At 64.9% G+C, this 25,912-nt stretch carries 30 protein-coding genes, 1 tRNA gene and 2 riboswitches; of the genes, 9 read left to right on the top strand and 22 right to left on the bottom strand.

The window, feature by feature from the left end; genetic code table 11:
• The first annotated feature begins 51 nt into the window (after positions 1–51).
• The 3 genes from G8E03_RS05265 (at position 52) to G8E03_RS05255 (ending at position 2,725) form a co-directional block, all read left to right on the top strand.
• Positions 52–564, top strand: a complete 513-nt coding sequence (locus G8E03_RS05265) for a SixA phosphatase family protein (RefSeq protein ID WP_166189439.1) — start codon at positions 52–54, stop codon at positions 562–564.
• A gap of 76 nt (positions 565–640) precedes the next feature.
• Complete coding sequence (locus G8E03_RS05260) at positions 641–862, top strand: hypothetical protein (RefSeq protein ID WP_166189436.1); 222 nt, start codon at positions 641–643, stop codon at positions 860–862.
• A gap of 111 nt (positions 863–973) precedes the next feature.
• A complete protein-coding gene (locus G8E03_RS05255) occupies positions 974–2,725 on the top strand; it encodes a monovalent cation:proton antiporter-2 (CPA2) family protein (protein WP_166189433.1) in 1,752 nt (583 codons plus the stop codon).
• Between the two features lie 97 nt (positions 2,726–2,822).
• On the opposite strand, the gene G8E03_RS05250 is transcribed toward G8E03_RS05255, so the two are convergent.
• Genes G8E03_RS05250 through G8E03_RS05235 form a run of 4 tightly spaced genes read right to left on the bottom strand, consistent with a single transcriptional unit; the run spans position 2,823 to position 5,890 of the window.
• A complete protein-coding gene (locus G8E03_RS05250) occupies positions 2,823–3,650 on the bottom strand; it encodes an SMP-30/gluconolactonase/LRE family protein (protein ID WP_166189430.1) in 828 nt (275 codons plus the stop codon).
• Positions 3,643–4,251 (bottom strand): 2-dehydro-3-deoxy-6-phosphogalactonate aldolase, encoded by a 609-nt coding sequence (locus G8E03_RS05245; RefSeq protein WP_166193893.1) that lies wholly within the window; start codon positions 4,249–4,251, stop codon positions 3,643–3,645. The genes G8E03_RS05250 and G8E03_RS05245 overlap by 8 nt, the downstream gene beginning before the upstream one ends.
• Positions 4,245–5,123 carry a 2-dehydro-3-deoxygalactonokinase gene (locus tag G8E03_RS05240; RefSeq protein ID WP_347340510.1) on the bottom strand — a complete coding sequence of 293 codons (879 nt, stop codon included), beginning with the start codon at positions 5,121–5,123 and terminating at the stop codon, positions 4,245–4,247. The genes G8E03_RS05245 and G8E03_RS05240 overlap by 7 nt, the downstream gene beginning before the upstream one ends.
• Positions 5,120–5,890, bottom strand: a complete 771-nt coding sequence (locus tag G8E03_RS05235; protein ID WP_166189427.1) for an SDR family NAD(P)-dependent oxidoreductase — start codon at positions 5,888–5,890, stop codon at positions 5,120–5,122. The genes G8E03_RS05240 and G8E03_RS05235 overlap by 4 nt, the downstream gene beginning before the upstream one ends.
• A 329-nt stretch (positions 5,891–6,219) precedes the next feature.
• On the opposite strand from G8E03_RS05235, the gene G8E03_RS05230 reads away from it, so the two are divergent.
• Complete coding sequence (locus tag G8E03_RS05230) at positions 6,220–6,384, top strand: PLDc N-terminal domain-containing protein (RefSeq protein ID WP_166189425.1); 165 nt, start codon at positions 6,220–6,222, stop codon at positions 6,382–6,384.
• Positions 6,385–6,448: 64 nt separating this feature from the next.
• Here G8E03_RS05230 and cobO read toward each other — a convergent pair whose 3' ends face one another.
• From cobO to cbiE, 8 genes are all read right to left on the bottom strand, one after another.
• The gene (cobO, locus tag G8E03_RS05225) at positions 6,449–7,060 is read right to left on the bottom strand and encodes a cob(I)yrinic acid a,c-diamide adenosyltransferase (protein ID WP_166189423.1); all 612 of its coding nucleotides are present in this window, start codon (positions 7,058–7,060) and stop codon (positions 6,449–6,451) included.
• Positions 7,053–7,826 carry a precorrin-6A synthase (deacetylating) gene (gene cobF / locus G8E03_RS05220; protein ID WP_166189420.1) on the bottom strand — a complete coding sequence of 258 codons (774 nt, stop codon included), beginning with the start codon at positions 7,824–7,826 and terminating at the stop codon, positions 7,053–7,055. Before cobF ends, cobO begins: the two co-directional genes overlap by 8 nt.
• 67 nt (positions 7,827–7,893) lie before the next feature.
• Positions 7,894–8,562, bottom strand: a complete 669-nt coding sequence (locus G8E03_RS05215; protein ID WP_166189418.1) for an energy-coupling factor ABC transporter permease — start codon at positions 8,560–8,562, stop codon at positions 7,894–7,896.
• A gap of 81 nt (positions 8,563–8,643) precedes the next feature.
• Positions 8,644–8,857, bottom strand: a riboswitch (cobalamin riboswitch).
• 16 nt (positions 8,858–8,873) lie between these two features.
• Positions 8,874–9,599 carry a uroporphyrinogen-III C-methyltransferase gene (gene cobA / locus G8E03_RS05210; RefSeq protein WP_166189416.1) on the bottom strand — a complete coding sequence of 242 codons (726 nt, stop codon included), beginning with the start codon at positions 9,597–9,599 and terminating at the stop codon, positions 8,874–8,876.
• Positions 9,596–10,891 (bottom strand): cobyrinic acid a,c-diamide synthase CobB, encoded by a 1,296-nt coding sequence (locus tag G8E03_RS05205; RefSeq protein ID WP_205793268.1) that lies wholly within the window; start codon positions 10,889–10,891, stop codon positions 9,596–9,598. The genes cobA and G8E03_RS05205 overlap by 4 nt, the downstream gene beginning before the upstream one ends.
• Positions 10,888–11,673, bottom strand: a complete 786-nt coding sequence (cobM, locus tag G8E03_RS05200) for a precorrin-4 C(11)-methyltransferase (RefSeq protein WP_166189414.1) — start codon at positions 11,671–11,673, stop codon at positions 10,888–10,890. Before cobM ends, G8E03_RS05205 begins: the two co-directional genes overlap by 4 nt.
• Positions 11,670–12,014 carry a cobalamin biosynthesis protein gene (locus tag G8E03_RS05195; protein WP_166189412.1) on the bottom strand — a complete coding sequence of 115 codons (345 nt, stop codon included), beginning with the start codon at positions 12,012–12,014 and terminating at the stop codon, positions 11,670–11,672. The genes cobM and G8E03_RS05195 overlap by 4 nt, the downstream gene beginning before the upstream one ends.
• 1 nt (position 12,015) lies before the next feature.
• A complete protein-coding gene (gene cbiE / locus G8E03_RS05190) occupies positions 12,016–13,206 on the bottom strand; it encodes a precorrin-6y C5,15-methyltransferase (decarboxylating) subunit CbiE (RefSeq protein WP_166189410.1) in 1,191 nt (396 codons plus the stop codon).
• Here cbiE and G8E03_RS05185 point away from each other — a divergent pair.
• Complete coding sequence (locus G8E03_RS05185) at positions 13,205–13,933, top strand: cobalt-precorrin-6A reductase (protein ID WP_166189407.1); 729 nt, start codon at positions 13,205–13,207, stop codon at positions 13,931–13,933. The two genes, cbiE and G8E03_RS05185, sit on opposite strands and share 2 nt — an antisense overlap.
• On the opposite strand, the gene cobJ is transcribed toward G8E03_RS05185, so the two are convergent.
• The 8 genes from cobJ to G8E03_RS05145 all read right to left on the bottom strand — a co-directional run bounded on the left by cobJ (position 13,909) and on the right by G8E03_RS05145 (position 22,238).
• Entirely contained in the window at positions 13,909–14,658 is a 750-nt protein-coding gene (cobJ, locus tag G8E03_RS05180) for a precorrin-3B C(17)-methyltransferase (RefSeq protein WP_166189405.1), read from the bottom strand. The genes G8E03_RS05185 and cobJ overlap by 25 nt on opposite strands.
• Positions 14,655–15,371, bottom strand: a complete 717-nt coding sequence (gene cobI / locus G8E03_RS05175; protein ID WP_166189403.1) for a precorrin-2 C(20)-methyltransferase — start codon at positions 15,369–15,371, stop codon at positions 14,655–14,657. The genes cobJ and cobI overlap by 4 nt, the downstream gene beginning before the upstream one ends.
• A gap of 4 nt (positions 15,372–15,375) precedes the next feature.
• Positions 15,376–16,005 carry a precorrin-8X methylmutase gene (locus tag G8E03_RS05170; RefSeq protein ID WP_166189401.1) on the bottom strand — a complete coding sequence of 210 codons (630 nt, stop codon included), beginning with the start codon at positions 16,003–16,005 and terminating at the stop codon, positions 15,376–15,378.
• A 2-nt stretch (positions 16,006–16,007) separates the two neighbouring features.
• Complete coding sequence (locus G8E03_RS05165; protein WP_166189398.1) at positions 16,008–17,120, bottom strand: precorrin-3B synthase; 1,113 nt, start codon at positions 17,118–17,120, stop codon at positions 16,008–16,010.
• The gene (gene cobN, locus G8E03_RS05160; RefSeq protein ID WP_166189395.1) at positions 17,120–20,356 is read right to left on the bottom strand and encodes a cobaltochelatase subunit CobN; all 3,237 of its coding nucleotides are present in this window, start codon (positions 20,354–20,356) and stop codon (positions 17,120–17,122) included. The genes G8E03_RS05165 and cobN overlap by 1 nt, the downstream gene beginning before the upstream one ends.
• 6 nt (positions 20,357–20,362) lie before the next feature.
• Positions 20,363–21,397 carry a cobalamin biosynthesis protein CobW gene (gene cobW, locus G8E03_RS05155; RefSeq protein ID WP_166189393.1) on the bottom strand — a complete coding sequence of 345 codons (1,035 nt, stop codon included), beginning with the start codon at positions 21,395–21,397 and terminating at the stop codon, positions 20,363–20,365.
• 2 nt (positions 21,398–21,399) lie between these two features.
• On the bottom strand, positions 21,400–21,759 hold the full coding sequence (locus G8E03_RS05150; protein ID WP_166189391.1) for a DUF1636 domain-containing protein: 360 nt from the start codon (positions 21,757–21,759) through the stop codon (positions 21,400–21,402).
• Between the two features lie 98 nt (positions 21,760–21,857).
• Positions 21,858–22,064: riboswitch (cobalamin riboswitch) on the bottom strand.
• A gap of 99 nt (positions 22,065–22,163) precedes the next feature.
• A tRNA-Gly gene (locus tag G8E03_RS05145) sits at positions 22,164–22,238 on the bottom strand.
• A 223-nt stretch (positions 22,239–22,461) separates the two neighbouring features.
• Between G8E03_RS05145 and G8E03_RS05140 the strand changes: the two genes are divergently transcribed.
• From G8E03_RS05140 to G8E03_RS05125, 4 genes are read left to right on the top strand one after another with little or no spacing between them, the layout of a single operon-like run.
• The gene (locus G8E03_RS05140; RefSeq protein ID WP_166189389.1) at positions 22,462–23,013 is read left to right on the top strand and encodes a prolyl-tRNA synthetase associated domain-containing protein; all 552 of its coding nucleotides are present in this window, start codon (positions 22,462–22,464) and stop codon (positions 23,011–23,013) included.
• A 57-nt stretch (positions 23,014–23,070) separates the two neighbouring features.
• On the top strand, positions 23,071–23,985 hold the full coding sequence (locus tag G8E03_RS05135; RefSeq protein WP_166189387.1) for a tetratricopeptide repeat protein: 915 nt from the start codon (positions 23,071–23,073) through the stop codon (positions 23,983–23,985).
• Positions 23,985–24,638 carry an LON peptidase substrate-binding domain-containing protein gene (locus tag G8E03_RS05130; protein ID WP_166189385.1) on the top strand — a complete coding sequence of 218 codons (654 nt, stop codon included), beginning with the start codon at positions 23,985–23,987 and terminating at the stop codon, positions 24,636–24,638. The genes G8E03_RS05135 and G8E03_RS05130 overlap by 1 nt, the downstream gene beginning before the upstream one ends.
• Positions 24,639–24,651: 13 nt before the next feature.
• On the top strand, positions 24,652–24,831 hold the full coding sequence (locus G8E03_RS05125) for a Trm112 family protein (RefSeq protein ID WP_166189382.1): 180 nt from the start codon (positions 24,652–24,654) through the stop codon (positions 24,829–24,831).
• Positions 24,832–24,875: 44 nt separating this feature from the next.
• Here the strand turns inward: G8E03_RS05125 and rlmH are convergent, their stop codons facing one another.
• Entirely contained in the window at positions 24,876–25,346 is a 471-nt protein-coding gene (gene rlmH, locus G8E03_RS05120; protein WP_166189379.1) for a 23S rRNA (pseudouridine(1915)-N(3))-methyltransferase RlmH, read from the bottom strand.
• 7 nt (positions 25,347–25,353) lie between these two features.
• The gene (gene rsfS, locus G8E03_RS05115) at positions 25,354–25,794 is read right to left on the bottom strand and encodes a ribosome silencing factor (protein WP_166189377.1); all 441 of its coding nucleotides are present in this window, start codon (positions 25,792–25,794) and stop codon (positions 25,354–25,356) included.
• Positions 25,795–25,912: the final 118 nt, after the last annotated feature.

Below are 25,912 nucleotides of genomic sequence, written 5' to 3'. Positions count from 1 at the left end.
TTTCCCCGCAACGTCCTTGATTATGACAAGGGTTTAATTCGGTATTGCTGCATGAAGAGAATCGTTTTGATCCGCCACGCAAAGTCCTCCTGGTCCGATCCAGATCAGGAGGATATCGCGCGCCCCCTCAACCAGCGCGGGCGTTTGTCCGCAGCGCTGATGGCCGCACAGATCGTTGAGCTCGATGCGGCCCCGGACGCCGTATGGCTGTCGCCCGCCGCCCGCACGGTGGAGACGTGGGAGCGCATGAAACCGATCCTGGGTGAGGTTGAGGCGGAAACGCACAAGGCGCTCTACATGGCCGATCCGGACACGATGCTGAAAATCCTGCAGTCCACGTCACCCAAAGCCAAAACAGTGGCGATCGTGGGGCATCAGCCCGGCGTCAGTGCCTTCGCGCGCAAGCTGTCCGACGGAAAAATCGGGCCGACCTGCGCACGGGCCTTTACCCATTTTCCGACAGCCGGACTGGCAATCCTGTCCACTCAGGAGGAAAAGTGGTCAAAGGTCACATTCAAGTCGTGCCGGTTCGAACATTTCTCGGTTCCCAAGGATCTGGTATGACCCCCACCACCGGGACACCCTTGTAGTCGTCTCAGGGTGTATACACATGATAACCAGTGGAGTTGGAGGGAATCACATGAATGCCATTCGATCTATGGTCCGGGCCGCTCAAACGATCCTGTCGGGTCGCAATGCGGATATTTTCATCGAAATTTCCAATGCGACGGGCGTGTCCGCGTTCCGTCTGGCCGGTATGACGCGATCTGAAATCCTGCAAACGATCCGTGATGCGGGCATTCCCCTGTCCACGATTCCGATGCACATCGTCCATGCGCTCGGTCTGGTTCACGCCGACTGATCGGCGCAACCTACTGGTTTTCATGCCATCATACAGTTGAGGCCGGCCCCTGCGGGGGCTAGGGTTGTGCCATACCCACCGGCGGGCGGGAACCATCTGTAGGAGGGGGCAATGGCAACCGAAGTCACGACCGATCCTCTTTTGCTGTCTGCCGCCATCTTCCTTGGTTCTGCCGTCATCGCCGTTCCGATCTTCAACCGGCTGGGTTTGGGATCTGTGCTGGGCTATCTGGCCGCCGGTGCCGTGATCGGACCGTTCGGGCTGGGCCTGTTCAGCGATGTGGACGGCATACTGCACTTTGCCGAGTTCGGCGTCGTCCTGCTGTTGTTCATCATCGGTCTGGAGCTCAAGCCCGCGCGGCTGTGGCGATTGCGGTCCGACATTTTCGGGCTGGGAACGCTGCAAATCGTCCTAACCGGAGCGATCATCGCCGGGTTCTGTTATCTGGCGGGAGTGTCCGTTCCCACGTCCATCGTGACCGGGGGCGCGCTGGCGCTCAGTTCGACCGCATTCGGTGTGCAGATCCTGCGAGAGAAACAGGACCTGAACGCGCCCTACGGCGACCGGGCGTTTTCCATCCTGCTGGCGCAGGATCTCGCCATTGTGCCTCTGTTTACTCTGGTCGCGCTCCTCGGGCCGGCCTCCACGCCGGAGGGGAACGTCTGGATCGAGGGCAGCATCGCGGTGGGGGCTGTGCTGGCGCTCTACGTGACGATCCGATATCTGATGCGCCCGTTTTTCAGGGTGATGGCCGCCACCGGCTCAAACGAATTGTTCCTGTCCGCGGCATTGCTCGTGGTAATCTGCGCGGCCCTGTTGATGAACGCAGCCGGGCTGTCCATGGCGCTGGGGGCGTTCATCGCAGGCGTCCTGCTGGCGGAGAGCGAGTTTCGCCACCAGTTGGAAACGGATATCGAGCCGTTTCGCGGATTGCTGCTTGGCCTGTTCTTCATGGGCTTTGGAATGACGCTCGACTGGTCGCTCATCGCGGATTTCTGGTGGATCGTCACCGGCGGAGCGCTGGGGTTGTTCGTGGTCAAGGCGCTGGTGCTGTACGGGCTGTCGCGGTTGTTCCGCTCCCCCCATGCCGACGCGCTGCGGATCGCGGCGACCATCGGTCAGGGGGGGGAATTCGCCTTCGTCATGGTGTCCCTCGCGACCAGCGCCGGGATCATGAGCGGGACTGTCCCCTCCACGCTATCGGCCATCGTCACATTGTCCATGGTGCTGACACCCGGCGCCGTCGCGCTGGCAGAACGCATCCTCGACCGTGGGGAGGACGAGACCGCCTGCGGAATGAACGGCCCGGACGCGGCAAAGCAGACGCGGGCCATCGTCGCGGGGTTCGGGCGTGTGGGGCAGATCGTCGCGCGGCTGCTCAGAATGCGGGGGGTCGAAGTTACGATCATCGACAACTCACCCCGCCGCATCCGCATCGCGGAAACCTTTGGCACGCGCGTTTATTTTGGCGACGCCCGCAGGCTCGACATTATGGAGAGTGCCGGGGCAGGACGCGCGGATATTCTTTTTCTGTGCATAGACGACAGGAACGGTGGCGTCGAAACGGTGGAGAAACTGCGCGAGCGGTTCCCCCAGTTGAAGATATTCGCCGACACCTATGATCGCTTCTCTGAGAACCTGATGCGTGCGGCCGGCGCTGATTTCGTCATTCGTGAAAAGTTCGAAAGCGCGCTTCTGCTGGCGCGTCGGGGCCTCGAGGAACTGGGCGACGCGGAAATCTGCGACGATCTGATCGAGGAATTCCGCCGGCGGGACGAGGAACGCCTGCAACTGGAAACCCAGCATGGTTCCGTCAAGGCGTTGGAAATGTTGCGTCAGAAATACGTGTTGGATGAGGAATAGCGCACGCCGCATCCCGTGTGACGATCCGTAAATTTCGGAACACAGGGGGCAAAAGACGGTTCACCGTCACTGCCAGACCTCGGACCTAGGTTCCGGCTTACAAGATCACCCTCGGTTCACCGCACCCCGGCACACCATCGCAAACATGAAAGACCGCGCCTGACAGGGGGTCGGCGGCGCGGGACGCCGCGTCCATTCCCTCATATGCGGTGGTCGCGTACAGGGCCCCTTCCGGCGTCAGGGCCGGGCATGTGACCTGCGCCACCGGCAGATGTTCCACATGATCCACCCTCCCGTCCGGGGCATGTCGCACAATCTGTCCGGCACCCCAGCGCGCCGACCAGATATAGCCATCCGCATCGCAGATCGCGCCGTCACATCCTTCGGCCTCCACAAAGAGTTGCCGTCCTGCCACAGGCCATCCCTGCCCGTCCAGCGCGACGGTCCAGATCGTTTTGGCCGCCGTATCGGAGAAATACATCCGGTCCCCCTGCGGTGCGAAGCAGATCGAGTTGCAGATGGTGATGCGGTCGAACATCTTGCGGATTTCGCCTCTATAGTAGCGGTATATCGCCCCCGCACCCGGCTCTGCCGTCCGGCCCATCGTTCCGATCCAGAATCCTCCATGGGGGTCCGCGCGCCCGTCATTCGAGCGGGTGGCGGAATTATCCGCCTCCAGTGGCGCGACGAGGGTCCGCGCCCCGTCGTCGATGTCGAACATCCACAGGCCGGTTTCGCTGGCGATCAACAACGTGTCGTGATCTATCCAGCCCGCCGCGGAATGGGCTTCGTCAAAGGACCAGTCGCGCGCCTTGGTGTAGAGCCGCTTGCCCAGAATATCGAACCAGAACAACTCGCCCCGGTCAGGGTGCCACAGCGGCCCCTCCCCCAGTTCGCACAGGCGGTCGTCATAGATCTCAGCCATCGAAGACCCCGTCATAGGCGGTGACGACGGCTGCGGCCCGGTTCGCCACCTCCCGCGGCGACATCCCCGGTTTGTAGAGGGCGGAGCCGAGACCGAAGCCATCCGCGCTGGCCGCCGCCCAGTCGGCAAAGTTCGACGGCCGCGCCCCACCCACGGCATAGACCAGCGTCCCCTCGGGCAGCACGGCGCGTATGGCTTTCAAGCCCTCGATCCCCGCCATGCCTGCGGGAAACAGTTTCAGCGCGTCGGCTCCGGTCTTGAGGGCGGCGAAACATTCGCTGGGCGTGAAAACCCCGGGAAAGGACTTCATTCTTAGGGTTTTCGTGCAACGGATCACTTGCAGATCGCAATTGGGCGATACGATGAAGGTGGCCCCGGTTTCCTTGACCGCGGCGACCTGCTTTGTGGTTAGAACCGTGCCCGCGCCCAGTTCGGCGCAGTCCCCCACCGCGCCGACCATGTTGCGGATCGAGGTCAGCGGATCGGGGGAGTTCAGCGGCACCTCGATACGTGTGATGCCCGCAGTGACCAGCACCTCGGCAATCGCCGCTGCCGCCTGCGGCTCAACCCCGCGCAGGATCGCGATCAGATGTCTCATGATGCCTCCCGCGCGGCGATCAGACCCGCCAGCACCATAGCGGTTCCGTCGTGACATTGTGCTGTCAGGCCCACGGCCTCCAGCCCTGCGCGATAGGTTTCAGTCACGTTCGGCGCGCCGATCAGGGCGACCTCTTGCCCCAACCAATATGGCTTCATCGCCGCCAGTTCCACACCGAGCAGGGTTCCCCACAATCGCGCCCGCGCGGCTGCACCGTCGCTGCCGTTGAGCACTTCCGCAGCCCGGATGCCGAACAACGCCGTGGCCAGCCGTTCGGGCCGTGAAAGCGCGTCGTCCAGCGCCGTTGCGAAAGCCTCCCCGTTCCATCCGTCGCCAACTGAATGATTCAGGACGGAGCGTTGCGCCAGCAACTGAAACAACTCACCCGTCATGGCGGTGCGGAAATGGCAAAGCTCGCCCGCGCTGATCCGCGCCCATTTCGTATGGGTTCCAGGCAGGCACAGCACGCCGTCGAAATCCGGCTGCCCGGACAGGAAACCGGCGATCTGCGTTTCCTCACCCCGCATCACATCCGCCGGTTCGGCCTGCGATGCGCCTGACAGGATGTGCACGGTCAAGCGCGGATCCTGCGTCGGCGCGATGACGGTACGCGCGGCGGGCGCGCATGGCACGGGTTGATAGGGTGCTTCGATCCAACCCTCTCGCGAACCGACCGTTCCGCAGGCCCAGACGTCCACCGGCCCGTCGATCCAGTCTGATACCAACGTCAGCAAGGCCCCCTCGAACTGCTCGCGGTCCAGCACGTTTCCACCTGCGTCCGAGGTCGCCTCGGCCACGACATCGCGTCCGTTCATGGCCCAGACCCGCAGGTTCGACATGCCCCAGTCGGCGGCGATCCATTCAGCTTTCATCATCCGGTAAACACCACGCCGCCATCCACGACCATTGCCTGAGCGGTCATCATCCGACTGGCCTTTGACGCCAGAAACAAAGTTGCATCCACGATGTCGCGCGCGACGAGGTGCTCCTTCAGGCATTGCCCGTTCAGATGCTCCCGCAGGGAATCCTCGGTGGCCCACAAGTCCATCTGACGATCGGTCAGGACCCAGCCGGGGACCAGCGCGTTGACACGGATCGCGTCCGGCCCGAACTCACGCGCATGGGTGCGCGTCAGGCCCAAAATCGCCGCCTTCGCTGCGACATAGGCCGGATAGCCCGCATTGCCCATGCCATAGGACGCGGAGGAGAAATTAACAATCGCGCCGCCCCCCGCAGCGCGCATTCTGGGCACCACATGCTGCGTGGTAAAGAAGTGCGGACGCAGATTGACCGCGTGGTTCCAGTCCCAATCTTCGACCGAGTAGTCCAACGTGTCGTGCCGCGTGTCGTTCGCGGCATTGTTTACCAGAACTGTGATCGCTCCGAACTTGTCTGCCGCCTCATCCATACAGGATTTGAGGTGATCGACATCGGTAATATCGCATTTCATGAAATGGGGGCGGTTGGCGTGTTCACGCTCCATCCGGTCGCAGAATTCCGTCGCATCGGAACGTTGGACGAAACTGACATGCGCCCCCGCAGCAAGGAACCCTTCGGTCAGGGAGGCCCCGATACCGGAGCCGCCGCCGGTGATGAACACCGACTGTCCGGCAAGGTCATGAAAGGTCGCGTATTCGGTCATCAATGGCTCTCCCGCGTGAGGGGGCGGATATCCCGGCCCAGTAGATCAAGGTCAGTAGATTGGGGTCGGCGTTCCGGTGCGTCTGCATTACAGGATATAGCTTGGAATGGCTTCGGGTATACACCCAGCCCAACCAGCTTGACCGTGATGAAGACCCCACCCATCGGGCGGGGATGTGCTGATCATTGGCCCGCTTCGATCCGGCCCACGTGATGCTGTTCGACGCGAAGTCGGCAACCGGGGTTCGGCAGCGACAACTGACGCGGAACGGAACCAATTCACGGCTGCGCTGTTACTTATACAATCGCAACTGAACGGACGGACTGAAAATGGAATTCATTCTTGGAATTATCTGGCTCGGACTCTGGCTCTGGGCACTGATCAAGATTCTCGGCTCGAGCGCAAGCACGGGCTCAAAGGTACTCTGGGTTCTTCTGGTGCTGGTGTTGCCAGTCATCGGATTCATTATCTGGTTCTTTGCCGGACCAAAATGACCTAAATCATATACTTACGCTTGACGCGGCAGGGGAAACCCTCGCCGCGTCTTTCATGTCCGGTTCAGAACTCGACGCCGACCTGCGCCTTGATCCCGTCGCGGAACGGATGCTTGATCAGCGACATCTCCGTCACCAGATCGGCGGCCTCGATCAGTTCGGGCTTTGCGTTGCGACCGGTCAACAGAACATGGGTCATCTGCGGTTTTTGGGTCAGCAGGAATTCGACGACCTCGTCGATGTTCAGATAATCGTAGCGCAGCGCGATATTGATCTCATCCAGCATCACGAACTGGATATCGGGGTTCAGGATCAGCTCCTTCGCCTTGGCCCAGCCTGCCTCGGCCGCCGCAACATCGCGCGCGCGGTCCTGTGTCTCCCAGGTGAACCCCTCACCCGAGACGATGAACTGGCATTCGTCCGCGAAGCGTTCGCGCAGGAACGTCTTCTCACCCGTGTCCCAGTTGCCCTTGATGAATTGAACAACGGCGCAGGGCATTTCGTGCGCGATGCATCGCATGATCATTCCGAAGCCGGAGGAGGATTTGCCCTTCCCCGGACCTGTATGGACCATGATCAGGCCCTTCTCCTCGGTCTTGGTCTGCATCATCTTGTCACGCGCGGCCTTGATCTTGCGCATCTTCTCCGCATGGCGGGCGTCGGTGTCATCACTCATCGGTGTCTCCTCGCGGCGTCTGGCGACGCATCAGATAAATATCCATGATCCAGCCGTGTTGGGCCCGGGCCTCGGCCCGTGCGGCCATGATCTGCGGTGCGGTCTCGGCCAGGGGGCCGGACAAGTTGATCTCCTGCACCATCCCGGCATAGCCAGACCACCAGATATGCACCCCTTTGGGCGGGATGGACTGAAAACTGCATTGCCCGTCCAGCATTACGGCCAGCGTGTCCACGCCATCGGGCCAGCCGGCATCGCGCAACTGCCGCCCGGTGGTCACCGTGAATGGTGCGCCCAGATCGTTGATCGGGATGCGGTGCGCCGCTGTCAGCGCCTGAAGGCTGGTGATGCCGGGCACCACGCGCACCCGCAACGGCAGAATCTTCGCAACCCGATCCGCAATCCGCAGCGTGCTGTCATATAGCGATGGATCGCCCCAGACCAGAAACGCGACCTTGCCCTGTGGCCCCAGGTTTTCGCGGATTTCCCGCACCCAGATCGCCGCAATCGCATCGTGCCAATCCACGACGCGGGCATGGTAGTCCGGCGTCGCCTCATCCCGCGTCGGCAGATCGAAGGACACGACCCTCGTTCCTCCGGTCAGGACCGTATCGCAAATCTGCCGTCGGACCCGCGCCAGATCGGATTTGTCCTCGCCCTTGTCCGGGATCAGAATCAGATCCGCATCGTTCAGCAACCGGGCCGCCTGCAAGGTCACATGCTCGGGATTGCCGGTGCCGATACCGATCAGCATCAGGTCGATCATCGCTGACCCCTTATGAAAAACGCGGCCCCCGTGCAGGGACCGCGTTCGCGTACTGGATTGGCCTGGATCAGGCTGCGTTATGCAGGCGCGGCGTGAACAGCTTGTTGTCGCGCATGGCCTTGGCACCGGCCAGCAATCCCAGATCAAGCAGCGGCTCGATCAGCACGACCGTCATGTAGGCCGCACCGAATGCCATGACGGAGGATACATTCTCCGCGCCGAAGCCTTGGCCGTAGAACGCCCAGAACGCGACCCAGGCGACCGTGCCGCCCTGGAATGACGCGGACAGCGCCACGACCTGGCGGTAGCTCAGATCGACATAGGCGGTGCCCGGCGCGATAACGCGTGCGGCGATCGCTTGCAGCGCGAACAGCGGAACCAGCAGCGTGGTGACGTTCATCGCGTATTGCGGCAGGTCGGTCGGCGCCAACAGCATCCCTTGCAACAGCAGGCCAAGCGCGAGGCCAATTGCAGCCGGTGCCGCGCCAAGGATCAGGAACAGGCTGGAACCGAGGATGAAGTGAACCTCGGACACGCCGACAGTGAAGTGCGGCAGCACCTCGAAGAACACGAAGACCGCGACCGTCGCGACCAGCGCCCGCGCGATCAGCGCCACGGGGCCGCTCTCCAGCAGCGTGTTCCAGGTCAGCTTCGCGGCATAAACACTCGCCCCTGCTGCGGTGGCATAGCTCAGTCCGATCTTGGCGCCATCAACGAGGCCCGGTTCGATATGCATGTAGTTCATCCTTTCAAGACCGTCTCACCCGACGGCGTTTCAGTGCTGGGCCGTGGCCCGGTTTCGCGCCCCCCGGTTCGCCTTGCGAGGGGGATGACGGCAGGTCTCCTGACTTGCGGGTCGACATCCGTCCGAACCTTCCCAGCCCGGGGGCCAGTGGCATTCATCGAACGGACTCTCCGCCTACAGTTGCGGGGGCAGTCCCGGTATTGGCGTGGCTTCAGCACACCGCACCGTGTTCCCTTTTGATCCCGACATCGTGATATCGCCGGGAACCGTCCCTTTCAGTTGCCATGCTGCAAAGCCGTGTGTCAATCGTCGCCTTGGGCCAATGCTCCGAAAAGGATCAGGGCGGGCGTGGTGCTGCTGGTGGCCTCCAGCCGGGTTGCCAGTGCCGCGACACTCATCCGCTCGACGCTCTGCTCCGGTGTGCTGACGGCATGGGCCAGCAGCGCGGGCGTGTCATGGGGTAGGCCGGCATCCATCAACTGCCGCGCCAGTTTGGGCCATGTCCGCTTGCCCATGTAGACGACGGTCGTGGCCTGCGGATCGGCGAGGGCGGACATGTTGATATCCTCGGGCAAGGCACCCGCGATGTCGTGACCGGTGATGAACTGCACCCGCCGCGCGACCAGTCTGCGCGTCAACGGAATACCGACAGCCGCCGCCGCGGCGGAAGCTGAGGTGACACCTGGAATGATCTCGTACTTCATCCCGGCGGCCCGCAGCGCCGTCAGCTCTTCCTCCAACCGGCCAAAGATGCCCGCATCGCCGGATTTCAAGCGCACGACATGCTGGCCTGCCTTGGCGTAGTCCACCAGCAGCCGGCTGACGTGATCCTGCGAGGGTGAGGCCCGCCCCGCCCGCTTTCCGACGCCCACCAGATCGGCATCCTTGCGCGCATGATCCAGAATCGGCCCGGCGGACAGGTCGTCGAACAGGATCGCGTCTGCCTTGCCCAACCGGTCCACCGCCTTGAGCGTCAGAAGTTCCGGGTCGCCGGGACCGGAGGATACGAAGCTGACGAAACCGCTCATGTCCCCTCCGCCGTGATCAGATGAAAGAACGTGCCAGTGGCATGGTCGCGGCGCGATCCGGTCTCGACCACCGGCTGGCCATTCGCGTCGGCCACCTCCGCGAGGGGGGCGTCGGGCTGCTCCAGAATCGAAGAATAGTGAAACTCATGCCCGCGCAGTTTCTGCCCGTCGGCCAGCGTCGCCATGCGGTAGCCCAGATGCATCTTGCGCTTCTCATACGAGGTCACGAGGCCGAGCAGCCCGGCCATCTCATGCCGCACCCCGTCCTTGTCGATCAGCGCCTGGCCCATCGCCATGTAGCCACCGCATTCACCATGCACCGGCCCTGTCCGGGCGAAGTCCCGCAAACCGTTCAGATAGGTCCGCGCCGCCGCGATCCGTCCGGCGTGAAGCTCGGGGTAGCCGCCGGGCATCCACACCACATCCGCGCTCGGGTCGGGCGCCTGATCGGCAAGGGGTGAGAACGGCAGGATCTCGGCCCCTGCGGCGCGCCAGCCATCCTGAATATGGGGATAGACGAAGGAAAACGCGGCATCCTGCGCCAGCGCTATCCGCTGACCGGGCGGAACAACAGCCGCCAGCGGCGCAGCCTCGGGCATCGGATTGCACCGCGCCGCTGCCCGCAGCGCCTGCAAATCGAGGTTGTCGCGAATGAACGTCGCCGCATCGTCCAGCAAGGTGTCGATGCCCTCATGCTCCAACGCCTGGACAAGGCCGAGGTGACGCTCCGGCATCTCGGTGTGGCTGTTGCGGGGCAGAGCGCCGAAGACCTCTATCCCGGCGGCCTCCATCCCCTCGCGGATCAGGCGTTCGTGTCGGGGGCTGGCCACCCGGTTCAGAACCACGCCCGCGAACGGCATGTCCGGGCGCAGGTCGCGAAAGCCCAGCGCCGTCGCTGCCGCCGATTGCGCCTGTCCCGACACGTCGATCACCAGAACCACCGGCCAGCCGTTGCGGGTGGCCATGTCCGCACTGGCACCGGTGCCGGATCGCCCGTTCAGCGGCACACCGTCGAACAATCCCATGGACCCCTCGGCCAGCACCAGATCGGCACCTGCCGCGCGCGCGCTCAACCCGTCCAGCAAATTGGCATCCATCGACCACGTGTCGAGGTTATAGGACGGTCGCCCCGACGCCGCGTGGTGAAAGGCCGGGTCGATATAATCCGGCCCGCTCTTGAACGCCTGCACGGTCAGTCCCGCATCGCGGTAGGCGCGCAGCAGGCCCAGCATCAGCGTCGTCTTGCCCGTCCCCGACGCGGGGGCGGAGATCATCAGGCCCGGCGGCATCATTCCGTCCCTTCGGGGAACCGTGGCTGGGTCCCGACAGGCCGGAACCGGCGGTCATAATCACCGGCGTAAAGCTGGCTTTCGTCGAAGCCTTCGGCGGCCAGCGCCGGACCGACGAGGATCAGCGCCGTGCGCGCCACTTCCTCACCCACCGATGCCTCGATACTGCCCAGCTTCGCCCGCACGACCCGTTGATCGGGCCAGCTGGCCCGCCAGACCACCGCCACCGGACAGTCGGGGCCGTAGTGAGGGGTCAACTCCTCCACCACACGCGACAAGACATGCACCGACAGGTGGATCGCCAGCGTCGCGCCGGTCCGCGCGAAATTTTCCAGCGTCTCGCCGGAGGGCATCGCGCTCGCTCGGCCCGAGGTGCGCGTCAGCACGACCGATTGCGCCACGCCGGGCAGCGTCAGCTCGTTTTCCAGAACCGCCGCCGCGGCCGAGAATGCCGGAACCCCCGGCGTCACGTCATAGGGAATGTCCAGCGCGCGCAGCCGGCGCAACTGCTCACCCATGGCCGACCAGATCGACAAATCGCCCGAATGCAGCCGCACCACGTCCCGCCCCTGCGCGTGAGCCGAGGATATTTCCGTGATGATCTCATCCAACGACATCGGCGCGGTGTTCACGATCCGCGCGCCCTCGGGGCAATACTCCAGCAAGGCCGCGGGCACCAGCGATCCGGCATACAGACACACCGGGCAGGCCGCGATCAGGTCGCGCCCGCGCAAGGTGATCAGATCGGCGGCCCCCGGCCCCGCGCCTACGAAATGTACGGTCATCCATCCTGTCCTTCCGCTATGGCGGCAGTTGCCATGCCATCCGACGATATCCGCCGGGTTACTATCAGGCGCGCCTGCGGTCCAGCCGCGACCAGCGCCGTTGCCTCCGCCAGGGAGCCTGTTCCGAATTCGGCCAGCACCCGGGCGGAGGTCGTCGAGGTCTCCACCCCTGCCAGTGCAGTCTGTGCCACCCCGACCACCGGCAGGCCGGGGATCAGGCCGCGCAGGGCTTCCGCCTTGCGGTCCAGCGTGGCCAGGGCATCCACCTGCGCACCGCCCAGCGCGTCATGGATCGCGGCGGCAGTGGCCTCGGCGCGAAACCCGATTCCCGCAACTTTCATCCTATGATATTCCTTTCACGACGCTCCACTGCGTGACGGGACGCGCGGCGATCCAGCCGCGCATCCGCCCCAGCGGTTCGGCCTCAGCGATGGAAAACTGCATCAACCGGCCCCCGTGATTGGCATGCCAGCCAGCCAGCAAGGCCTCCGTTTCCAGCGTGACGCCGTTCATCAGCAGGCGCGCGCCCGTCGGCATAGCGTCCCAGACGGCTTGCAACATCGCCTCACCCGCGCCGCCGCCGATGAACACGGCATCGGGCGTGGGCAGTGCCGCCAACCCTGCGGGCAGCCGCGCGGTGGTGACGCCTATCCGGTGATCCAGCCCGAATTGTGCCGCGTTCGCGACGATATTTTTCGCGCGGTCCGCCCGCACCTCCACCGCCGAGGCGCTGCCCCCCGCCGCCAGACACCACTCCACACTGATGGAGCCGGAACCGGCCCCCAGATCCCACAAATGTTCCCCCGCATGGGGCGCGAGGGTCGAAAGGGTCAACGCGCGGATCGGTTGTTTGGTGATCTGTCCATCGCTCTGGAAAAGATCGTCCGGCAGGCCGCAGGTGCGCGGCAGGCCGCGCCCACGCGCCTCAACCGCCACCACGACGGGCGCGCATATATCCGTCAGGTCGAAGGCCTGCGCCGTGCAGGAACGTACACGTTGCTTCGGACCGCCCATCGCCTCCGCCACGATAACGCGCGACGTGCCGAAGCCTGTTTCGCACAGATAGGTCGCCAGCTCCGCCGGGGCCGCGCCATCGCGCATCGTGCAGATCAGCCGCGCGCCATCCTGCAACACGGGCCGCAAACGCGCCATCGGGGCCGCGTGCAGGCCGATGCATTGCACCGCCTCCATCCGCCAGCCCAGCGCCGCCGCGACCAATGCGAAGGTGGACGGCGCGGGATGCGCGGCCCATGCGCCAGGGGGCAAGGCCTCGGCCAGCATCGCCCCGGCCCCGAACCAGAACGGATCGCCCGAGGCCAGTACGACCACCCGCCGATCCTGATGCGCCAGGACCGGCGCGATCGAAAACGGCACCGGCCAAGCCGCGCCCCGGGCCCCGGCATCCACCAATTCCAGATGTCGCGGCCCGCCGAATATGATATCGGCTGCGTCCAAGGCCCGAAGGCTCGCCGCGCTCAACCCGTCGCGACCGCCTTCGCCCAATCCGATGATCGTGATGCGGGGATCAGACATGCGCGTACTCCTGCTCGGCGGCACGACCGAGGCCAACCGCATGGCGCAAGCCCTGCACGCGGCGAAGATCGACGCCGTCTATTCCTATGCGGGACGCACGCGTCATCCTGTCCGCCAACTGATCCCGACCCGTTCGGGCGGCTTCGGCGGTGTCGACGGCTTGCGCGCCTATCTGGCATCCGAGCGTATCACGCATGTGATCGACGCCACGCACCCCTTCGCCGCGGGGATGAGCCGGAACGCCATCGCCGCCTGCGACGGACCGCTCTGCGCCCTCGAACGCCCCGCATGGCAAATTGAGGAAACCTGGACCCGTGTGCCTGATATCGAGGCGGCGGCCAGCGCCCTGCCCGACCGCGCGGCGCGGGTCTTCCTCGCCATTGGCAAGCAGCATATCGGACTGTTCGCGGACACGCCGCACCACTATCTGCTGCGCCTGGTGGACCCGCCCGCCGAACCGTTGCCCCTGCCGCGTGCGAACGTGATCGTCGCCAAGGGGCCGTTCGATTACGCCACCGACCTCGCCCTGCTGCGCGACCACGGGATCGAAGTGATCGTGTCGAAAAATTCCGGCAGCGAGGGCGCACGGGCAAAACTCGACGCGGCCCGCGCCCTGAACTTGCCGGTCATCATGATCGACCGGCCAGCGATACTCGCACGCACTGTTTTCGCGACGCAGGCCGAGGTTATGCGCTGGCTTACTCATTCAGCGGATCGCGGCGTATAGACGAACCGGCCGACGCGCCGCGTGTCCCGGTTGCCAACGATGACGACGGTGCGCATATCCGCCATGTCCGGTGTCGCCTCGTCCAACGTCACTGTCACGATCCGTTCCTCATCCGTGCTGACCGCGCGGGCGAAGGAGATCAGCGTGTCGCCGCCGCATTCCTCACGCAAGATCTCCAGCGCGCGCGCGAACTGGTGCGGCCGGCTTTTCGAACGTGGATTGTAGAACGCCATGGCGAAACCGGCGCCCCCCGCCGCGCGCAACCGCGTTTCGATCAAGTCCCACGGCTTGAGGTTGTCGGACAGGTTGATCGCACAGAAATCATGGCCCAGCGGCGCGCCGATGCGCGCCGCCGCCGCCAGCATGGCGGTGATGCCCGGCAGCACCTGAATATCCAGTTCGCGCCATGCCTCCGGCCCCGCTTCCAACGCCTCGAACAGGGCTGAGGCCATGGCGAAGACGCCCGGATCGCCTGACGACACCACGACGACGCGCCGGCCCTGCGCCGCCATATCCAGCGCATGTGCAGCACGGTCCAGTTCCACCCGGTTGTCACTTTCATGCAGGGTTAGCCCGTCGCGCGGCGCGATCCGGCGCACATAGGGGATATAGCCCACCACGTCCGTCGCCTGCCCCAATGCATCCTGCACCTGCGAGGTCACGAGCGCCTCATCCCCCGGTCCCAGACCCGCGATCACGACCCAGCCCTGCGTCGGGGCGTTCATGGTCTGCGCCCCTGTCCATGCACCACGACGATGGCAAAATAGGGCACCTCACCGTCGAAATCGGTCAGCTTCATCACCTTCTGCCCCGGCATCGTGCCACGCTCGACCAGCCAGGCGCGATCCAGCTTTCCGGCGCGCTGCAAGGCGCTGCGCACGCGCGGCAGGTTGCGCCCGATCTTCATGAAGACCAGCGCGTCCGACCCCTCGGCCCGCGATGCCAGCTCATCCTCGGGCAATGTCGCCATCAGAACCGTCAGCACGTCGTCGCCCCAGGTGATCGGCTGATCCGTCGCGGTCCAGCAACCGGACATGCCGGTGATGCCCGGCACGACCTCGACCTCCACCCGCCCTTGCAAGCGGGAGTGAAGGTGCATGAACGAGCCGTAGAAGAACGGATCGCCCTCGCACAGAACGATCACGTCACCGCGCGCCGCGACATCCGCCAGCCGGTCCGCCCAATCGTCGTAGAAAGCGGCCAGCGCGGATTTGTATTCCGGGCTGCCGAAATGCAGTTCCGTTGTCACCGGGTATTCCATGGGATATTCTGTCACGCCGTCCGCCAGCATCCCCTCGACGATCCGGCGCGCCTGCCCCGCGCGGCCCTCCTTGCGGAAATACGCCACATGCGCCGCACCCCGGATCAAACGGTCGGAGCGGACGCTCATCAAATCGGGGTTGCCGGGGCCCAGACCCGTGCAGATTACCTTGCCCATGCTCTCACTCCTTGCGGCTGGCCAGCGCGTTGATCGCCGCCACCGTGATGGCCGATCCGCCCAGCCGCCCCACGACCGCAACACTGGGCACAGGGGGGGCCGCCATCAGCGCGGCCTTTGATTCCATCGCTCCGACAAATCCGACCGGGCAGCCGATGATGGCCGCCGGGCGCGGGCAATCCGGATCCTCCAGCATGTTGAGCAGATGGAACAGAGCCGTTGGCGCATTACCGATCGCCACCAGCGCCCCGGCCAGATGCGGTCGCCATAACTCCAGCGCCGCAGCGGAGCGTGTGTTGCCCATCGCCTTTGCCATTTCGGGCACGCGCGGATCGCGCAGAGTGCAGATCACCTCGTTTTCGGCGGGCAAGCGCGTGCGCGTCACCCCCTCGCTGACCATATGGGCGTCGCACAGGATCGGGGCGCCTGCCTCCAACGCGGCGCGCGCGACGACGGGCATATCGCCGGAGAAGGCGATGTGCTCCTCCAGCCCGACCATGCCGGCGGCGTGGATCATCCGCACAGCGACGACCTCCTCCTCGGCGGTGAAGCGCGACAGGTTCGCCTCACGCCGGATCGTGGCGAAGGATTCCAGATAGATGGCCGCGCCATCGGTCACATAGGTATGGGGCATGGTCAGCCTTCGAATAATTCGTGGGGTGCCGCGATCAGCGCACACGGGTCGAGGTCTGATCGCACCGGCGCGTCACCGGCACAACCGTTTCGGATCAGAACGAAGCGTCCGCCAGACTGCCCGGTCAGGGTATAATCCTGCGGACGCGGGTGGGCGCAGCCCTTGGCACAGCCTGAAACGTGCAGCCCCTTGCCGGGGGGCAGCGCGCCTGCGAGGGCCTTCGCCACCTCGCGCGTTGCGACCAGACCCTGCGCGCAATCGGGCGCACCCGGACAGGCGGAGACTCGCAGCACCGGATCATCGGGGCGCAGGATATCGGGGTGATCCGGGACCACGCCCCCCTCGACCAGCAGCATTCGCCACGGGGTCAGGCGCACGGTGCCAAGCGCGGCCAGAACCTCCGCCCGGATTCGCCCGAAGGCAAAGCCCGCCAGCCCCGTCCTATCGACCGTACCAGCCGGGCGCGCCTCAGCCCCCTTGAACCGATGCGGAAGCGGTCGCACCAGCCGGGCCATGCGCTTTTCCGTGCCGGTCCGGAACCACCGTGCCATGTCCAGCGCGACGGTGACGGCGGTGTCGGCGTTGACCGCACAGCCCTCGCCCGCGCCATCGGCCCGGCAGATCAGACCATCACGTCCACGCTCGATCCGAATATCGGCGGAGGTCTCACGCAGCAGTGGTGCCGCACCGCAATCCACCGCGAACCCGAACTTTCCAGGCAGGTCCAGATCGACCGCGTCAACCAAGGCCGCTTGCAGATCGAGCGCAATCCTCTGCGTCAGGTCGCCGGTTGTCCAAAATGGCGAGATCACCAGATTACGCCGCGACTCGGCCGCCGGGTCCGAATCCAACAGGCCCAGGTCGCGCAAGCCGTCCTGAACGTCGCCCAGCGCGGGTTCCGCAACACCGCGCAGTTGCAGATTGGCCCGCGCCGACAGGTCGATCAGCCCACTTCCGAACCGCGCGGACAGGGCGGCCACTCCGCTGGCCTGCCGCATGCTCAACCGGCCCATCGGGGGGCGTATCCGGACCAGATATCCGTCACCCGACATCATCGGGCGCAGCGCGCCGGGACACCATCCCTTGACGATCGGGCTTGCGGTTTGCGGCGTCATCACGACAACTCCGCCAGAACCGAGTTGCGCCGCGTCACCCACAGACCCGCCGCGTGCAGGGCCGCGAACCGCGCCCGCAATGCAGCCAGCGCCGCCGGGTTTTCCCGCTCCATGAACGCGACCACTTCGTCGCGCCCCAGCGTGGCATCGAAATAGGCGTCGAACAGGTGACCGGGCACGACCTGCGCCAGATGCGCGAAGGCCGCCATATTGTCGAGGGTGGCCGCAACCTCCGCCGCGCCGCGAAAACCATGGCGCATCATGCCGTCCGCCCATGCCGGGTTCGCGGCTCGCGCCCGGACGACTCGGGCGATTTCCTCGGGCAGGGTGCGCGCACGCGGGCTGTCCATCCGCGTGCTGTCCATGTGGTATAGCGCCGGGGCCGCGTGGCCCAGCGCGGCCAGTGCCGCGGCGAAGCCTGCCTCGTGACTGGCGTAATCCTCGGCCAGCAGAACATCCGTTTCGGCCAGATCCTGCACATGCACGAAGGCATCCGCCGTGCCCAGCCGCGCCTGCAAGGCCGCGCGATCCCGTGTGGCATCGCCCTGGGCGTTGATCGCCCATTCGGAAGCGCTCAACCACGCCTCACCAGCACGGCTCCGCGCATCGTCGGTATAGATGTCGAGGTCCGCCCCCATGGCCAGGCCGAACTGCCCCGGCTTAGGCCCGAAGACACGCGGCGTGCGGGCCTGATAGGGGTTGTCCTCCACGCTCTCGTCCCGCTCGGCCAGGGCATCCGCCGCCAGTTCGAACATCTGCGCCAGTCCGGGAAACACATCCCTGAACAGGCCGCTGACACGCAGGGTCACGTCGATGCGGGGCCGGTTCAGCAGGACCAGCGGCACGATCTCGAACCCGCTGACGCGTTCGGACCCGTCATCCCAGATCGGGGCGAGGCCGGCCAGATGCAGCGCCATGGCGAATTCCTCACCCGCTGTGCGCATCGTCGCGGACCCCCACAGATCGACGACCAGCCCGCGCGGCCAGTCGCCATGATCCTGCAAGTGTCGCCGCAGCAATTCCTCGGCCAGCTTGACGCCCTGCGCATGCGCGGCCCGCGACGGGACCGCGCGCGGATCGGTGGTGAACAGGTTGCGCCCGGTCGGCATCACGTCGCCCCGTCCGCGATAGGGGGAGCCTGACGGCCCCGCCGGCACCCGTCTTCCGTCCAGCGCTGCGTGCAGCCCTGCCATTTCCGCTGCGCCGCATTGACCGGTGCCATAGACATGCAGCCCGTCACCGAACTGGCTTTCCTTGATATCGCAGACGAAGCGGTCGATGCGGGTGATCGCCTCAGCCATCGAGGCGTCGGGCGTCAGGCCCAGATCATCCTCAACCCCGCGCGCGCGGGCCTCATCCCGAATCGCGCCGATCAACCGGTCGCGTCGCGCCGGGTCCAGACCGTCAGCGGTGGAATATTCGTCCAGCAACTGTTCCAGCCGGCTCAGCACATCGGGCACAGCGGAATCGGCCATCGGCGGCGGCAGATGCCCCAGCGTAACGGCCCCGATCCGCCGCTTGGCCTGCGCGGCCTCACCCGGATCGTTGACGATGAACGGATAGATAGTCGGGGTCGGCCCGCTGAGCACTTCTGGCCAGCACGCCTGTGACAGGGCAACGGACTTGCCCGGCAACCATTCCAGCGTGCCATGCGCGCCGACATGGATCAGCACGTGCAGACCGCGCGCCCGCAGCATCAGATAGAACGCGACATAGGCGTGCCGGGGCGTGCGGGCCAGATCGTGATAATCATCGTCACGCTGCGCCACCGTGCCGCGTTCCGGCTGCAAGGCGACCAGGGCACTGCCTGCCGTGACGGCACGGAAACGGAACATGCCGCCGGTCACATCCGGGTCATCCTCGACCGCGCCCCATGCTTGCAGCAGATCCTCTTGCAGCGCGTCGGGCAAGGTTTCCAGCGCTATCACGTAATCTGCGACCGGCCATTCGATGACCTGCGTTTCCAGCGCGCGGCCCAGATTCTTCGGCACCTCGACGGTGTAGCCCTTGGCGGCCAGATCGGCCAGCATGGCGGCGCTCGATTGCAACGGGTCCAGCCCGACCGCATGCGCCAGATTGTAGTCGCGCCCCGGATAAGTGGACAGCACGACAGCCAGCCGCCGATCCGCCACGGGGGCCTGCGCCAGTCGGTGCCACGCCGCCACCTTGTCTGCCGCCGCCGCGATCATGTCCACCTGCGGGCGGTGGCCGAAGCGGGCGAATTGCAGATCGGGGTCTTTCCTGCCCGGCTCCTTGAAGCTGACCAGCCCGGCGAACAGCCGTCCGTCAACCTCGGGCAGGACCACATGCATGGCCAGATCGGCGGGCGATAGCCCCCGGTCGCCCAGCGCCCAATCCTTGCGCCGGGCCGTGGACAGCGACACCTGAAAGACCGGCACCTGCGCCGCATCCAGCGGCGATGCGGCCCCACCTGCCCCCTGCGCCGAGAATGCCGTCGCATTGACGATGGCGACCGGTTGCAGCCGTTTCAGCTCACCCGTCAGCCATTCCGCCGCCTCCGGCTGTTTCAGGCTGGGCGCGAAGGCACCTACAGCCGCAAATCCCCGATCGCGCAAGGCCGCGATCAGCGCATCCACCGGACCGGTATCCGCCGCCGTCAGATAGCTGCGGTAGAAGCTGACGACGACCAGGGGCGCATCCTGCGGCACCTGTGCGATCACGCCATCCTCAGGCGTGTAGAACCCGAAATCCGGCACGGATTTCTGCCCGATCACCGGCCCGGCATACAGACCCGCCGCCAGCGCCATCTGTGCCAGCGCCGCCTGTGCTGCGGCAGCCCCGCCCGCATCGCACAGATGTTGCAAACGGCGCAGCGTGCTGACCGGCATGGTGGACAACTCGTCCAACTGCGTATCTTCACGCCCGTCCGCCGGCAGGATCGCCAGCGCGATCCCCTTGCGCCGGGCCAGATCCTGCACCTGCATCAGGCCATAGGACCAGTAGCCCGCGCCGCCGATCAGACGGATCAGGATGCCCTTGGCGCCCTCCAGCGTATTCTCGACGTAGGTATCGACGGACAGCGGATGTTTCAGGGCCACCAGATTGACCAGCCGCAAACCGGGCAAACCGCCCTTGGCGCGATGCCATCCCGCCGCCAAGGCCCCCAGATCGGAATCCGAGAACGACATCGCCACCAGATCGGCGGGCGTCTGCCCGACATCGAACGGCGTGTCGCCCTGGTCCAGTCCGTGGCTCTCGCGGAAGATGACGTGCATCGTGGGTCAGACCCCCAGCGCGGCGCGAATGGCAGGGGGGTCGATCCGGTCATGCTCGGCGATCACCACCAGCGAGGATACGCGCGGCCGACCGCCCCACGGGGTGTCGTACTGCATCCGCACCCGATCGCCCACGGCCTGTACCAGCATCCGCATGGGCTTGCCCTCGACCGCGATGTAGCCCTTGACCCGCAGCACATCATGCGACCGGGCCAAGCCCTCGATCGCGGATTTCAGCGTGTCGGTATCCGCGATTTCCGGCAGGTCCACCATGATGGTGTCGAAATCGTCATGCTCATGGTCGTCATGACCGTCGTGATGCGAGGGGCGCGCATCCAGATCATCCTCCGCTGCGGCCTCCAACCCCAGGATCACGCGCGGATCCACGTCGCCCTCGCTGATCGCCACGACCGATACCTTGCGCGGGGATTCGGCGGCGATCACGTCGCGGGCCTTTTGCATCTGCGCCTCATCCACCAGATCGGCCTTGGTCAGCAGGATGATATCGGCGCATGATATCTGATCCTCGAACACCTCGGACAAGGGCGTGTCGTGATCGAGCGAATCATCCGCGAGACGTTGCGCCTCCACCGCCTCGACGTTCGGGGCGAAGCGACCGGCGGCGACAGCCTCCGCATCGGCCAGCGCGACCACACCGTCCACGGTGATGCGCGACCGGATTGCGGGCCATTCGAAGGCCTTGAGCAAGGGCTTGGGCAGGGCCAGACCGCTGGTCTCAATCACGATGTGATCGGGCTTTTGCGGCAGGGCCATCAATGCCTCGATCGTGGGAATGAAATCATCGGCAACCGTGCAGCAGATGCAGCCATTGGCCAGCTCGACGATGTTTTCCTCAGGGCAGTTTTCATCGGCACAGGCCTTCAGAATCTCTCCATCCACGCCGACAGTACCGAATTCGTTGACCAGAACGGCCAGACGCCGCCCCTGCGGGTTTTGCATCAGATGCCGGATCAGCGTCGTCTTGCCCGAGCCGAGGAAGCCGGTGATGACGGTCACGGGGATTTTGTTCAGGTCGGTCATGTTCACTCCTGCGGCGGAACGCGCGCGATGGATTGTTTGCGGAAAATTTGCGGGCGCGACCGCCATGGCACGAGGCCATCCTCGCTCGCGGCATAGGCGCTGGCCCCCTCGACGATCTGCGCCACATGCTCAGCCGGGTCGAGACGGCCGTAGACATAGGTCCAGCGGCCCGGCGCGGCCAATGCGATGGCGCAGCCGGTATTGCAGGCCGACAGACATTCGACCGGGCGCAGCTCGATATTTTCGGGCAGGGTTTCGGCGGCCAGCGCGTCCATCAGAACGGCACCGGGGCGCGGGGCCTCGGGGTCGTATTCTCCGACACCCTTGCAGGTCGTACATACCATCAGAACGGTCTTTACCATCGCACCAGCCTTACCTTACGCGGACGGCGGGGAGGAGTGCCAGCGAACAGGCGGGGAAACGCAGCCTGCACATGCCAGTCACGAAACACCCCGTTCGCCGGTTACATCTCTTGCTGGCAGGTCTCCCGGCTTGCGAAGTTCGGAGGGGGTCCCCCGGCGGCCCCTCCCCTTCCCAACCTTGCGGTCAGTGGCGTGAGGGACCTCTTCGGTCACGGTCGCGGGGGCGGCTGTGCTTGCAGTCTGATGACCGTGCACATTCCCTTTTCACCCGCCGGATGGCGGGAACCAACGCTACACACTTGCGGCGCGATACGGCGGATTGTCAAGAAAGATCGGGGGGAACGTCGCGCATCACGGCGGCGCTCCAAATTCCCTACCACGCTAACAATGTAAGTAGGAAAATTTGGAGCGGGCGAGGCGATTCGAACGCCCGACTTCAACCTTGGCAAGGTTGCGCTCTACCCCTGAGCTACGCCCGCATCCTTGGGTGGGGCGATGTATAAAGATTCGTGCGGAGGCCGCAAGCGGAAAATCGTGGTTTTTTCATATTCCGCGAACCGGTTTTCACCCACCTTCGCACGCGCCATCCGCACCTGTCGAAAGCCGATACCTTGCGCCTGCCCGCTCAGCCGCTAACTTGCCCGCGCCGACCGGGACGCCCCTCATCGGGGACACCACATCATCGCGCAAGGGAGGACCGACATGCCACGGGCGCAAACCGAAACCGACCTCGTCGAACTGCTGGATGAACTGAACATCCCCTTCACGCTGACCCGGCACGAGGCGCTGTTCACCGTCGAGCAAAGTCAGGCTGCCGTCCGCGACACCCCCGGCGCGCATTGCAAGAACATGTTCCTGAAATCCAAATCCGGCGCGCTGATTCTGGTCACCTGCGAGGAAAACCGCCGTATCCGCATCCGCGATCTGGAACGGGCCATCGGGGTAAAGAAGCTCAGCTTCGCCAAGCCCGACCTGCTGCTGACCCATCTGGGCGTCACCCCCGGCGCGGTCACGCCGCTGTCGGTGGTGAACGATACGCAGAACGCAGTACGGGTCGTTCTGGATGCCCAGATGATGAACAGCGACACACTTCACTGCCACCCGTTGCACAACGAGGCGACCATCGCCATTTCCACAACAGATCTGATACGCGTCTTCGACCATACCGGCCATATGGCGGAACTGGTCGATTTTGACGCACTGGAACAGGCCGCCCTGACCGCGACGTCAGGACTGGCCGCTAACGCGAATTGACGCATCTGCCGCGGCAATACTGCCGTATATGCGCAGATATGATATAAGAGAGAGATGATGCTCGAACTCAACGCCACGCCCGCAGCAAACACCGCCGATCTGATCAAGGACACGACCGAGGCCACCTTTATGGCGGATGTCGTGGATGCCTCGCAGCAGGTTCCGGTCCTTGTCGTCTTCTGGTCGGCGATGGTTCCGCAATCCAAGCAAATCATCCCGATGATCGAGGCCGAAGTCACCGGCGCACGCGGCGCGGTGAAGCTGGTCAAGGCGAACGCGGATGAGAATCAGGCCATCGCCGCCCAGCTTCGCATCCAATCCGTGCCCACCGTTTATGCCTTCTATCAGGGCCAACCGCTCGATGGATTCCAGGGCGCCCTGCCGCAGAGCCAGATCAAGGCCTTCATCGAGAAGACCGTGCAGGCCGCAGGCGGCGACATGTCCGGTGGTTTGGATGAGGCGATCGAGCAGGCCGAGCAGATGCTCGATGCCGGTGAGGTCGCGGATGCCGCGCAGGTCTTCGCCGCGATACTGGAGGAAGACCCCGCCCAGCCCCGCGCCATCGCCGGACTGGCCAATGCCTATATGGCACTGGGTGAGACAGCACAGGCCAAGGCCGTTCTGGACGCCGCCCCGGAACAGGTCGCGGAGGCGGCGGAGATTTCCGCCGTGCGTGCCCGGATCGAGCTGACCGAGGCCAGCGCCGGTGCGGGTGAACTGGACACGCTGCAAGCCGCTGTCGAGGCCGCGCCCGACGATCATCAGGCCCGTTTCGACCTGGCCCTTGCCCAGATCGGCGCAGGCGAAAACGACGCGGCCATCGACAGTCTGCTGGAGATCTTCCGCCGCGACCGCGACTGGAATGACGACGCCGCGCGCCAGCAATTGTTCAAGCTGTTCGACGCGATGGGCCCCAAGGATCCCGCGACCGCCAAGGGCCGCCGCCGTCTCAGCTCGATGATCTTTTCCTGATGCGCCGCTTCGCCGCAGCCGATCTGCCCGAGGTCCTGCCGATCTTTCCGCTGGGCGGTGCCTTGCTGCTGCCCCGTGCGCGGTTGCCGCTCAACCTGTTTGAGCCGCGTTATCTGGCGATGTTCGACGACGCGCTGAAAACACCGGAGCGGATGATTGCCATGATCCAGCCCGCCGAGGGGCCGCAGGGCACCTCGCGCTTGCATTCCATCGGCTGTGCGGGGCGTATCACGCAATTCTCCGAAACCGATGACGGGCGCTATATCGTGTCTCTGACCGGAATATCCCGCTTTCGTCTGATCGAGGAGGTCGAGGGCTTTACCCCCTACCGTCGCGCGCGGCTGGATTGGGGCAGCTTCGGCCGCGATCTGGGTGTCGAGGAAAAGGACGACGCCTTCGACCGCCACGCCTTTCTCGACCTGCTGTCACGCTTTTTCGACAGTGCGCAACTGTCCAGCGACTGGGACAGCCTCAAGGAAGCGGATGAGGAGTTGCTCATCAACTCCCTGTCGATGCTCTGCCCGTTCGAGGCGGAGGAAAAGCAGGCCTTGCTCGAAGCGCCGTCGCTGGCCACCCGGCGTGAGACTCTGGTGATGCTGATGGAGTTTGCCCTGCGCGCCGGCGATGGCACCGACACGTCGATCGTGCAATGAAGGCGGGCGCAGGATGACGCAGGTGGTGGACCGCAAATTGCTGGAAACACTCGTCTGTCCCGTGACGCGGGGCGTGCTGGTCTATGATCGTGAGGCGAAGGAACTGATTTCACGCAATGCCGGCCTCGCCTATCCGGTGACGGAGGGGGTGCCGGTCATGCTGCCAGAGGTTGCCCGTCAGATCGACGATTAGTCGCCGCGTATCGCTACGATATTTCCCGGCAAAATCTGTCTCTCTCAGGCCCGGTGATACGGCGATTGCGCCCGTATGGACGCGGCCCGATACAGTTGTTCGGCCAGCATCACCCGCACCAGCATGTGCGGCCAGACCATTTTCCCGAAACTCAGCGAAGCGTTGCAGGTTTTTCGCAAAGCAGGCGCGATACCGTCCGCACCGCCGATGATGAAGGCCATGTCACGCTGACCTTCATCTGCCCGCGCCTGAAGCATGGTCGCGAAATCGGGCGAGGAGATGAGCTTGCCCCTCTCGTCCAGCGCGATGCGCCACGCTCCGGGCGGGATCGCGGCATCCAGCAGCTTGCCCTCACCCGCCATGCCGCCGCCCTTGCGGTCATCCACCTCAATCACCTCGACAGGGCCGAGGCCATGTGGCCGCCCGGACCGGTCGAACCGGGCGAGGTAATCCTCGATCAGGTCCTTCTCGGGCCCTGTACGCAGACGCCCGACAGCAACGATCGCAATCCGCACGCCGCGATCAGGTCGACGGCTGATCCGGCTCGCCCATCGGGCCGAGCCACATCTTTTCCAGCTGATAGAACTCGCGCACTTCCGGTCGGAACAGATGGACGATGACATCGCCCGCGTCGATCAGCACCCAGTCGCCGGTGTCACGCCCCTCGACGCGCGCCGACTTTCCGGTCGCCGCCTTGACGCGATCAATCAGCTTTTCCGCCATTGCGGAAACCTGACGCGAGGATCGCCCCGAAGCCACGACCATATGGTCCGCCATGGCGGATTTACCCTTGAGCGGAATGGATACGACCTCTTCGGCCTTGTCATCGTCGAGCGAGGCCAGCACCAGCGCCAGCATCTCTGCCGAGCTGAATGCGTTTCGTGCCGTAGTGACCGTGGCACTGTCCGGTGCGGTGGTGTCCACCGCGGCAACACGTTCCGACAGAACGATGTCCTCCTTCATTTGCGCACCGGAATGGCGCGCGAGACTATTATAATTTAGCAACTTTGCCCCGTTCGCTCAACCCTACGCAACGGCGGGACGCGCCCGGATAGCCGATTCGCGACGTGTTGTCGCGCGC

Source organism: Pontivivens nitratireducens (assembly GCF_011290545.1).
In the GTDB taxonomy this organism is placed as follows: domain Bacteria; phylum Pseudomonadota; class Alphaproteobacteria; order Rhodobacterales; family Rhodobacteraceae; genus Pontivivens; species Pontivivens nitratireducens.
This window is presented reverse-complemented; position numbering and strand designations above follow the sequence as displayed.

Excerpts from the sequence above, each read along its gene's own strand:
- G8E03_RS05170 (WP_166189401.1), bottom strand. The coding sequence starts at position 16,005 with ATGCCCCATACCTATGTGACCGATGGCGCGGCCATCTATCTGGAATCC.
- cobN (WP_166189395.1), bottom strand. The coding sequence starts at position 20,356 with ATGCACGTCATCTTCCGCGAGAGCCACGGACTGGACCAGGGCGACACG.
- G8E03_RS05185 (WP_166189407.1), top strand. The coding sequence starts at position 13,205 with ATGCGCGTACTCCTGCTCGGCGGCACGACCGAGGCCAACCGCATGGCG.
- G8E03_RS05195 (WP_166189412.1), bottom strand. The coding sequence starts at position 12,014 with ATGAAAGTTGCGGGAATCGGGTTTCGCGCCGAGGCCACTGCCGCCGCG.
- G8E03_RS05265 (WP_166189439.1), top strand. The coding sequence starts at position 52 with ATGAAGAGAATCGTTTTGATCCGCCACGCAAAGTCCTCCTGGTCCGAT.
- G8E03_RS05250 (WP_166189430.1), bottom strand. The coding sequence starts at position 3,650 with ATGGCTGAGATCTATGACGACCGCCTGTGCGAACTGGGGGAGGGGCCG.
- G8E03_RS05140 (WP_166189389.1), top strand. The coding sequence starts at position 22,462 with ATGCCACGGGCGCAAACCGAAACCGACCTCGTCGAACTGCTGGATGAA.
- G8E03_RS05165 (WP_166189398.1), bottom strand. The coding sequence starts at position 17,120 with ATGACGCCGCAAACCGCAAGCCCGATCGTCAAGGGATGGTGTCCCGGC.
- cbiE (WP_166189410.1), bottom strand. The coding sequence starts at position 13,206 with ATGTCTGATCCCCGCATCACGATCATCGGATTGGGCGAAGGCGGTCGC.
- G8E03_RS05255 (WP_166189433.1), top strand. The coding sequence starts at position 974 with ATGGCAACCGAAGTCACGACCGATCCTCTTTTGCTGTCTGCCGCCATC.
- cobA (WP_166189416.1), bottom strand. The coding sequence starts at position 9,599 with ATGAGCGGTTTCGTCAGCTTCGTATCCTCCGGTCCCGGCGACCCGGAA.
- G8E03_RS05215 (WP_166189418.1), bottom strand. The coding sequence starts at position 8,562 with ATGCATATCGAACCGGGCCTCGTTGATGGCGCCAAGATCGGACTGAGC.
- cobM (WP_166189414.1), bottom strand. The coding sequence starts at position 11,673 with ATGACCGTACATTTCGTAGGCGCGGGGCCGGGGGCCGCCGATCTGATC.
- G8E03_RS05260 (WP_166189436.1), top strand. The coding sequence starts at position 641 with ATGAATGCCATTCGATCTATGGTCCGGGCCGCTCAAACGATCCTGTCG.
- G8E03_RS05125 (WP_166189382.1), top strand. The coding sequence starts at position 24,652 with ATGACGCAGGTGGTGGACCGCAAATTGCTGGAAACACTCGTCTGTCCC.
- rsfS (WP_166189377.1), bottom strand. The coding sequence starts at position 25,794 with ATGAAGGAGGACATCGTTCTGTCGGAACGTGTTGCCGCGGTGGACACC.
- G8E03_RS05230 (WP_166189425.1), top strand. The coding sequence starts at position 6,220 with ATGGAATTCATTCTTGGAATTATCTGGCTCGGACTCTGGCTCTGGGCA.
- G8E03_RS05135 (WP_166189387.1), top strand. The coding sequence starts at position 23,071 with ATGCTCGAACTCAACGCCACGCCCGCAGCAAACACCGCCGATCTGATC.
- G8E03_RS05235 (WP_166189427.1), bottom strand. The coding sequence starts at position 5,890 with ATGACCGAATACGCGACCTTTCATGACCTTGCCGGACAGTCGGTGTTC.
- cobO (WP_166189423.1), bottom strand. The coding sequence starts at position 7,060 with ATGAGTGATGACACCGACGCCCGCCATGCGGAGAAGATGCGCAAGATC.
- cobW (WP_166189393.1), bottom strand. The coding sequence starts at position 21,397 with ATGACCGACCTGAACAAAATCCCCGTGACCGTCATCACCGGCTTCCTC.
- G8E03_RS05150 (WP_166189391.1), bottom strand. The coding sequence starts at position 21,759 with ATGGTAAAGACCGTTCTGATGGTATGTACGACCTGCAAGGGTGTCGGA.
- cobI (WP_166189403.1), bottom strand. The coding sequence starts at position 15,371 with ATGGGCAAGGTAATCTGCACGGGTCTGGGCCCCGGCAACCCCGATTTG.
- G8E03_RS05130 (WP_166189385.1), top strand. The coding sequence starts at position 23,985 with ATGCGCCGCTTCGCCGCAGCCGATCTGCCCGAGGTCCTGCCGATCTTT.
- G8E03_RS05240 (WP_347340510.1), bottom strand. The coding sequence starts at position 5,123 with ATGATGAAAGCTGAATGGATCGCCGCCGACTGGGGCATGTCGAACCTG.
- cobF (WP_166189420.1), bottom strand. The coding sequence starts at position 7,826 with ATGATCGACCTGATGCTGATCGGTATCGGCACCGGCAATCCCGAGCAT.
- G8E03_RS05205 (WP_205793268.1), bottom strand. The coding sequence starts at position 10,891 with ATGATGCCGCCGGGCCTGATGATCTCCGCCCCCGCGTCGGGGACGGGC.
- cobJ (WP_166189405.1), bottom strand. The coding sequence starts at position 14,658 with ATGAACGCCCCGACGCAGGGCTGGGTCGTGATCGCGGGTCTGGGACCG.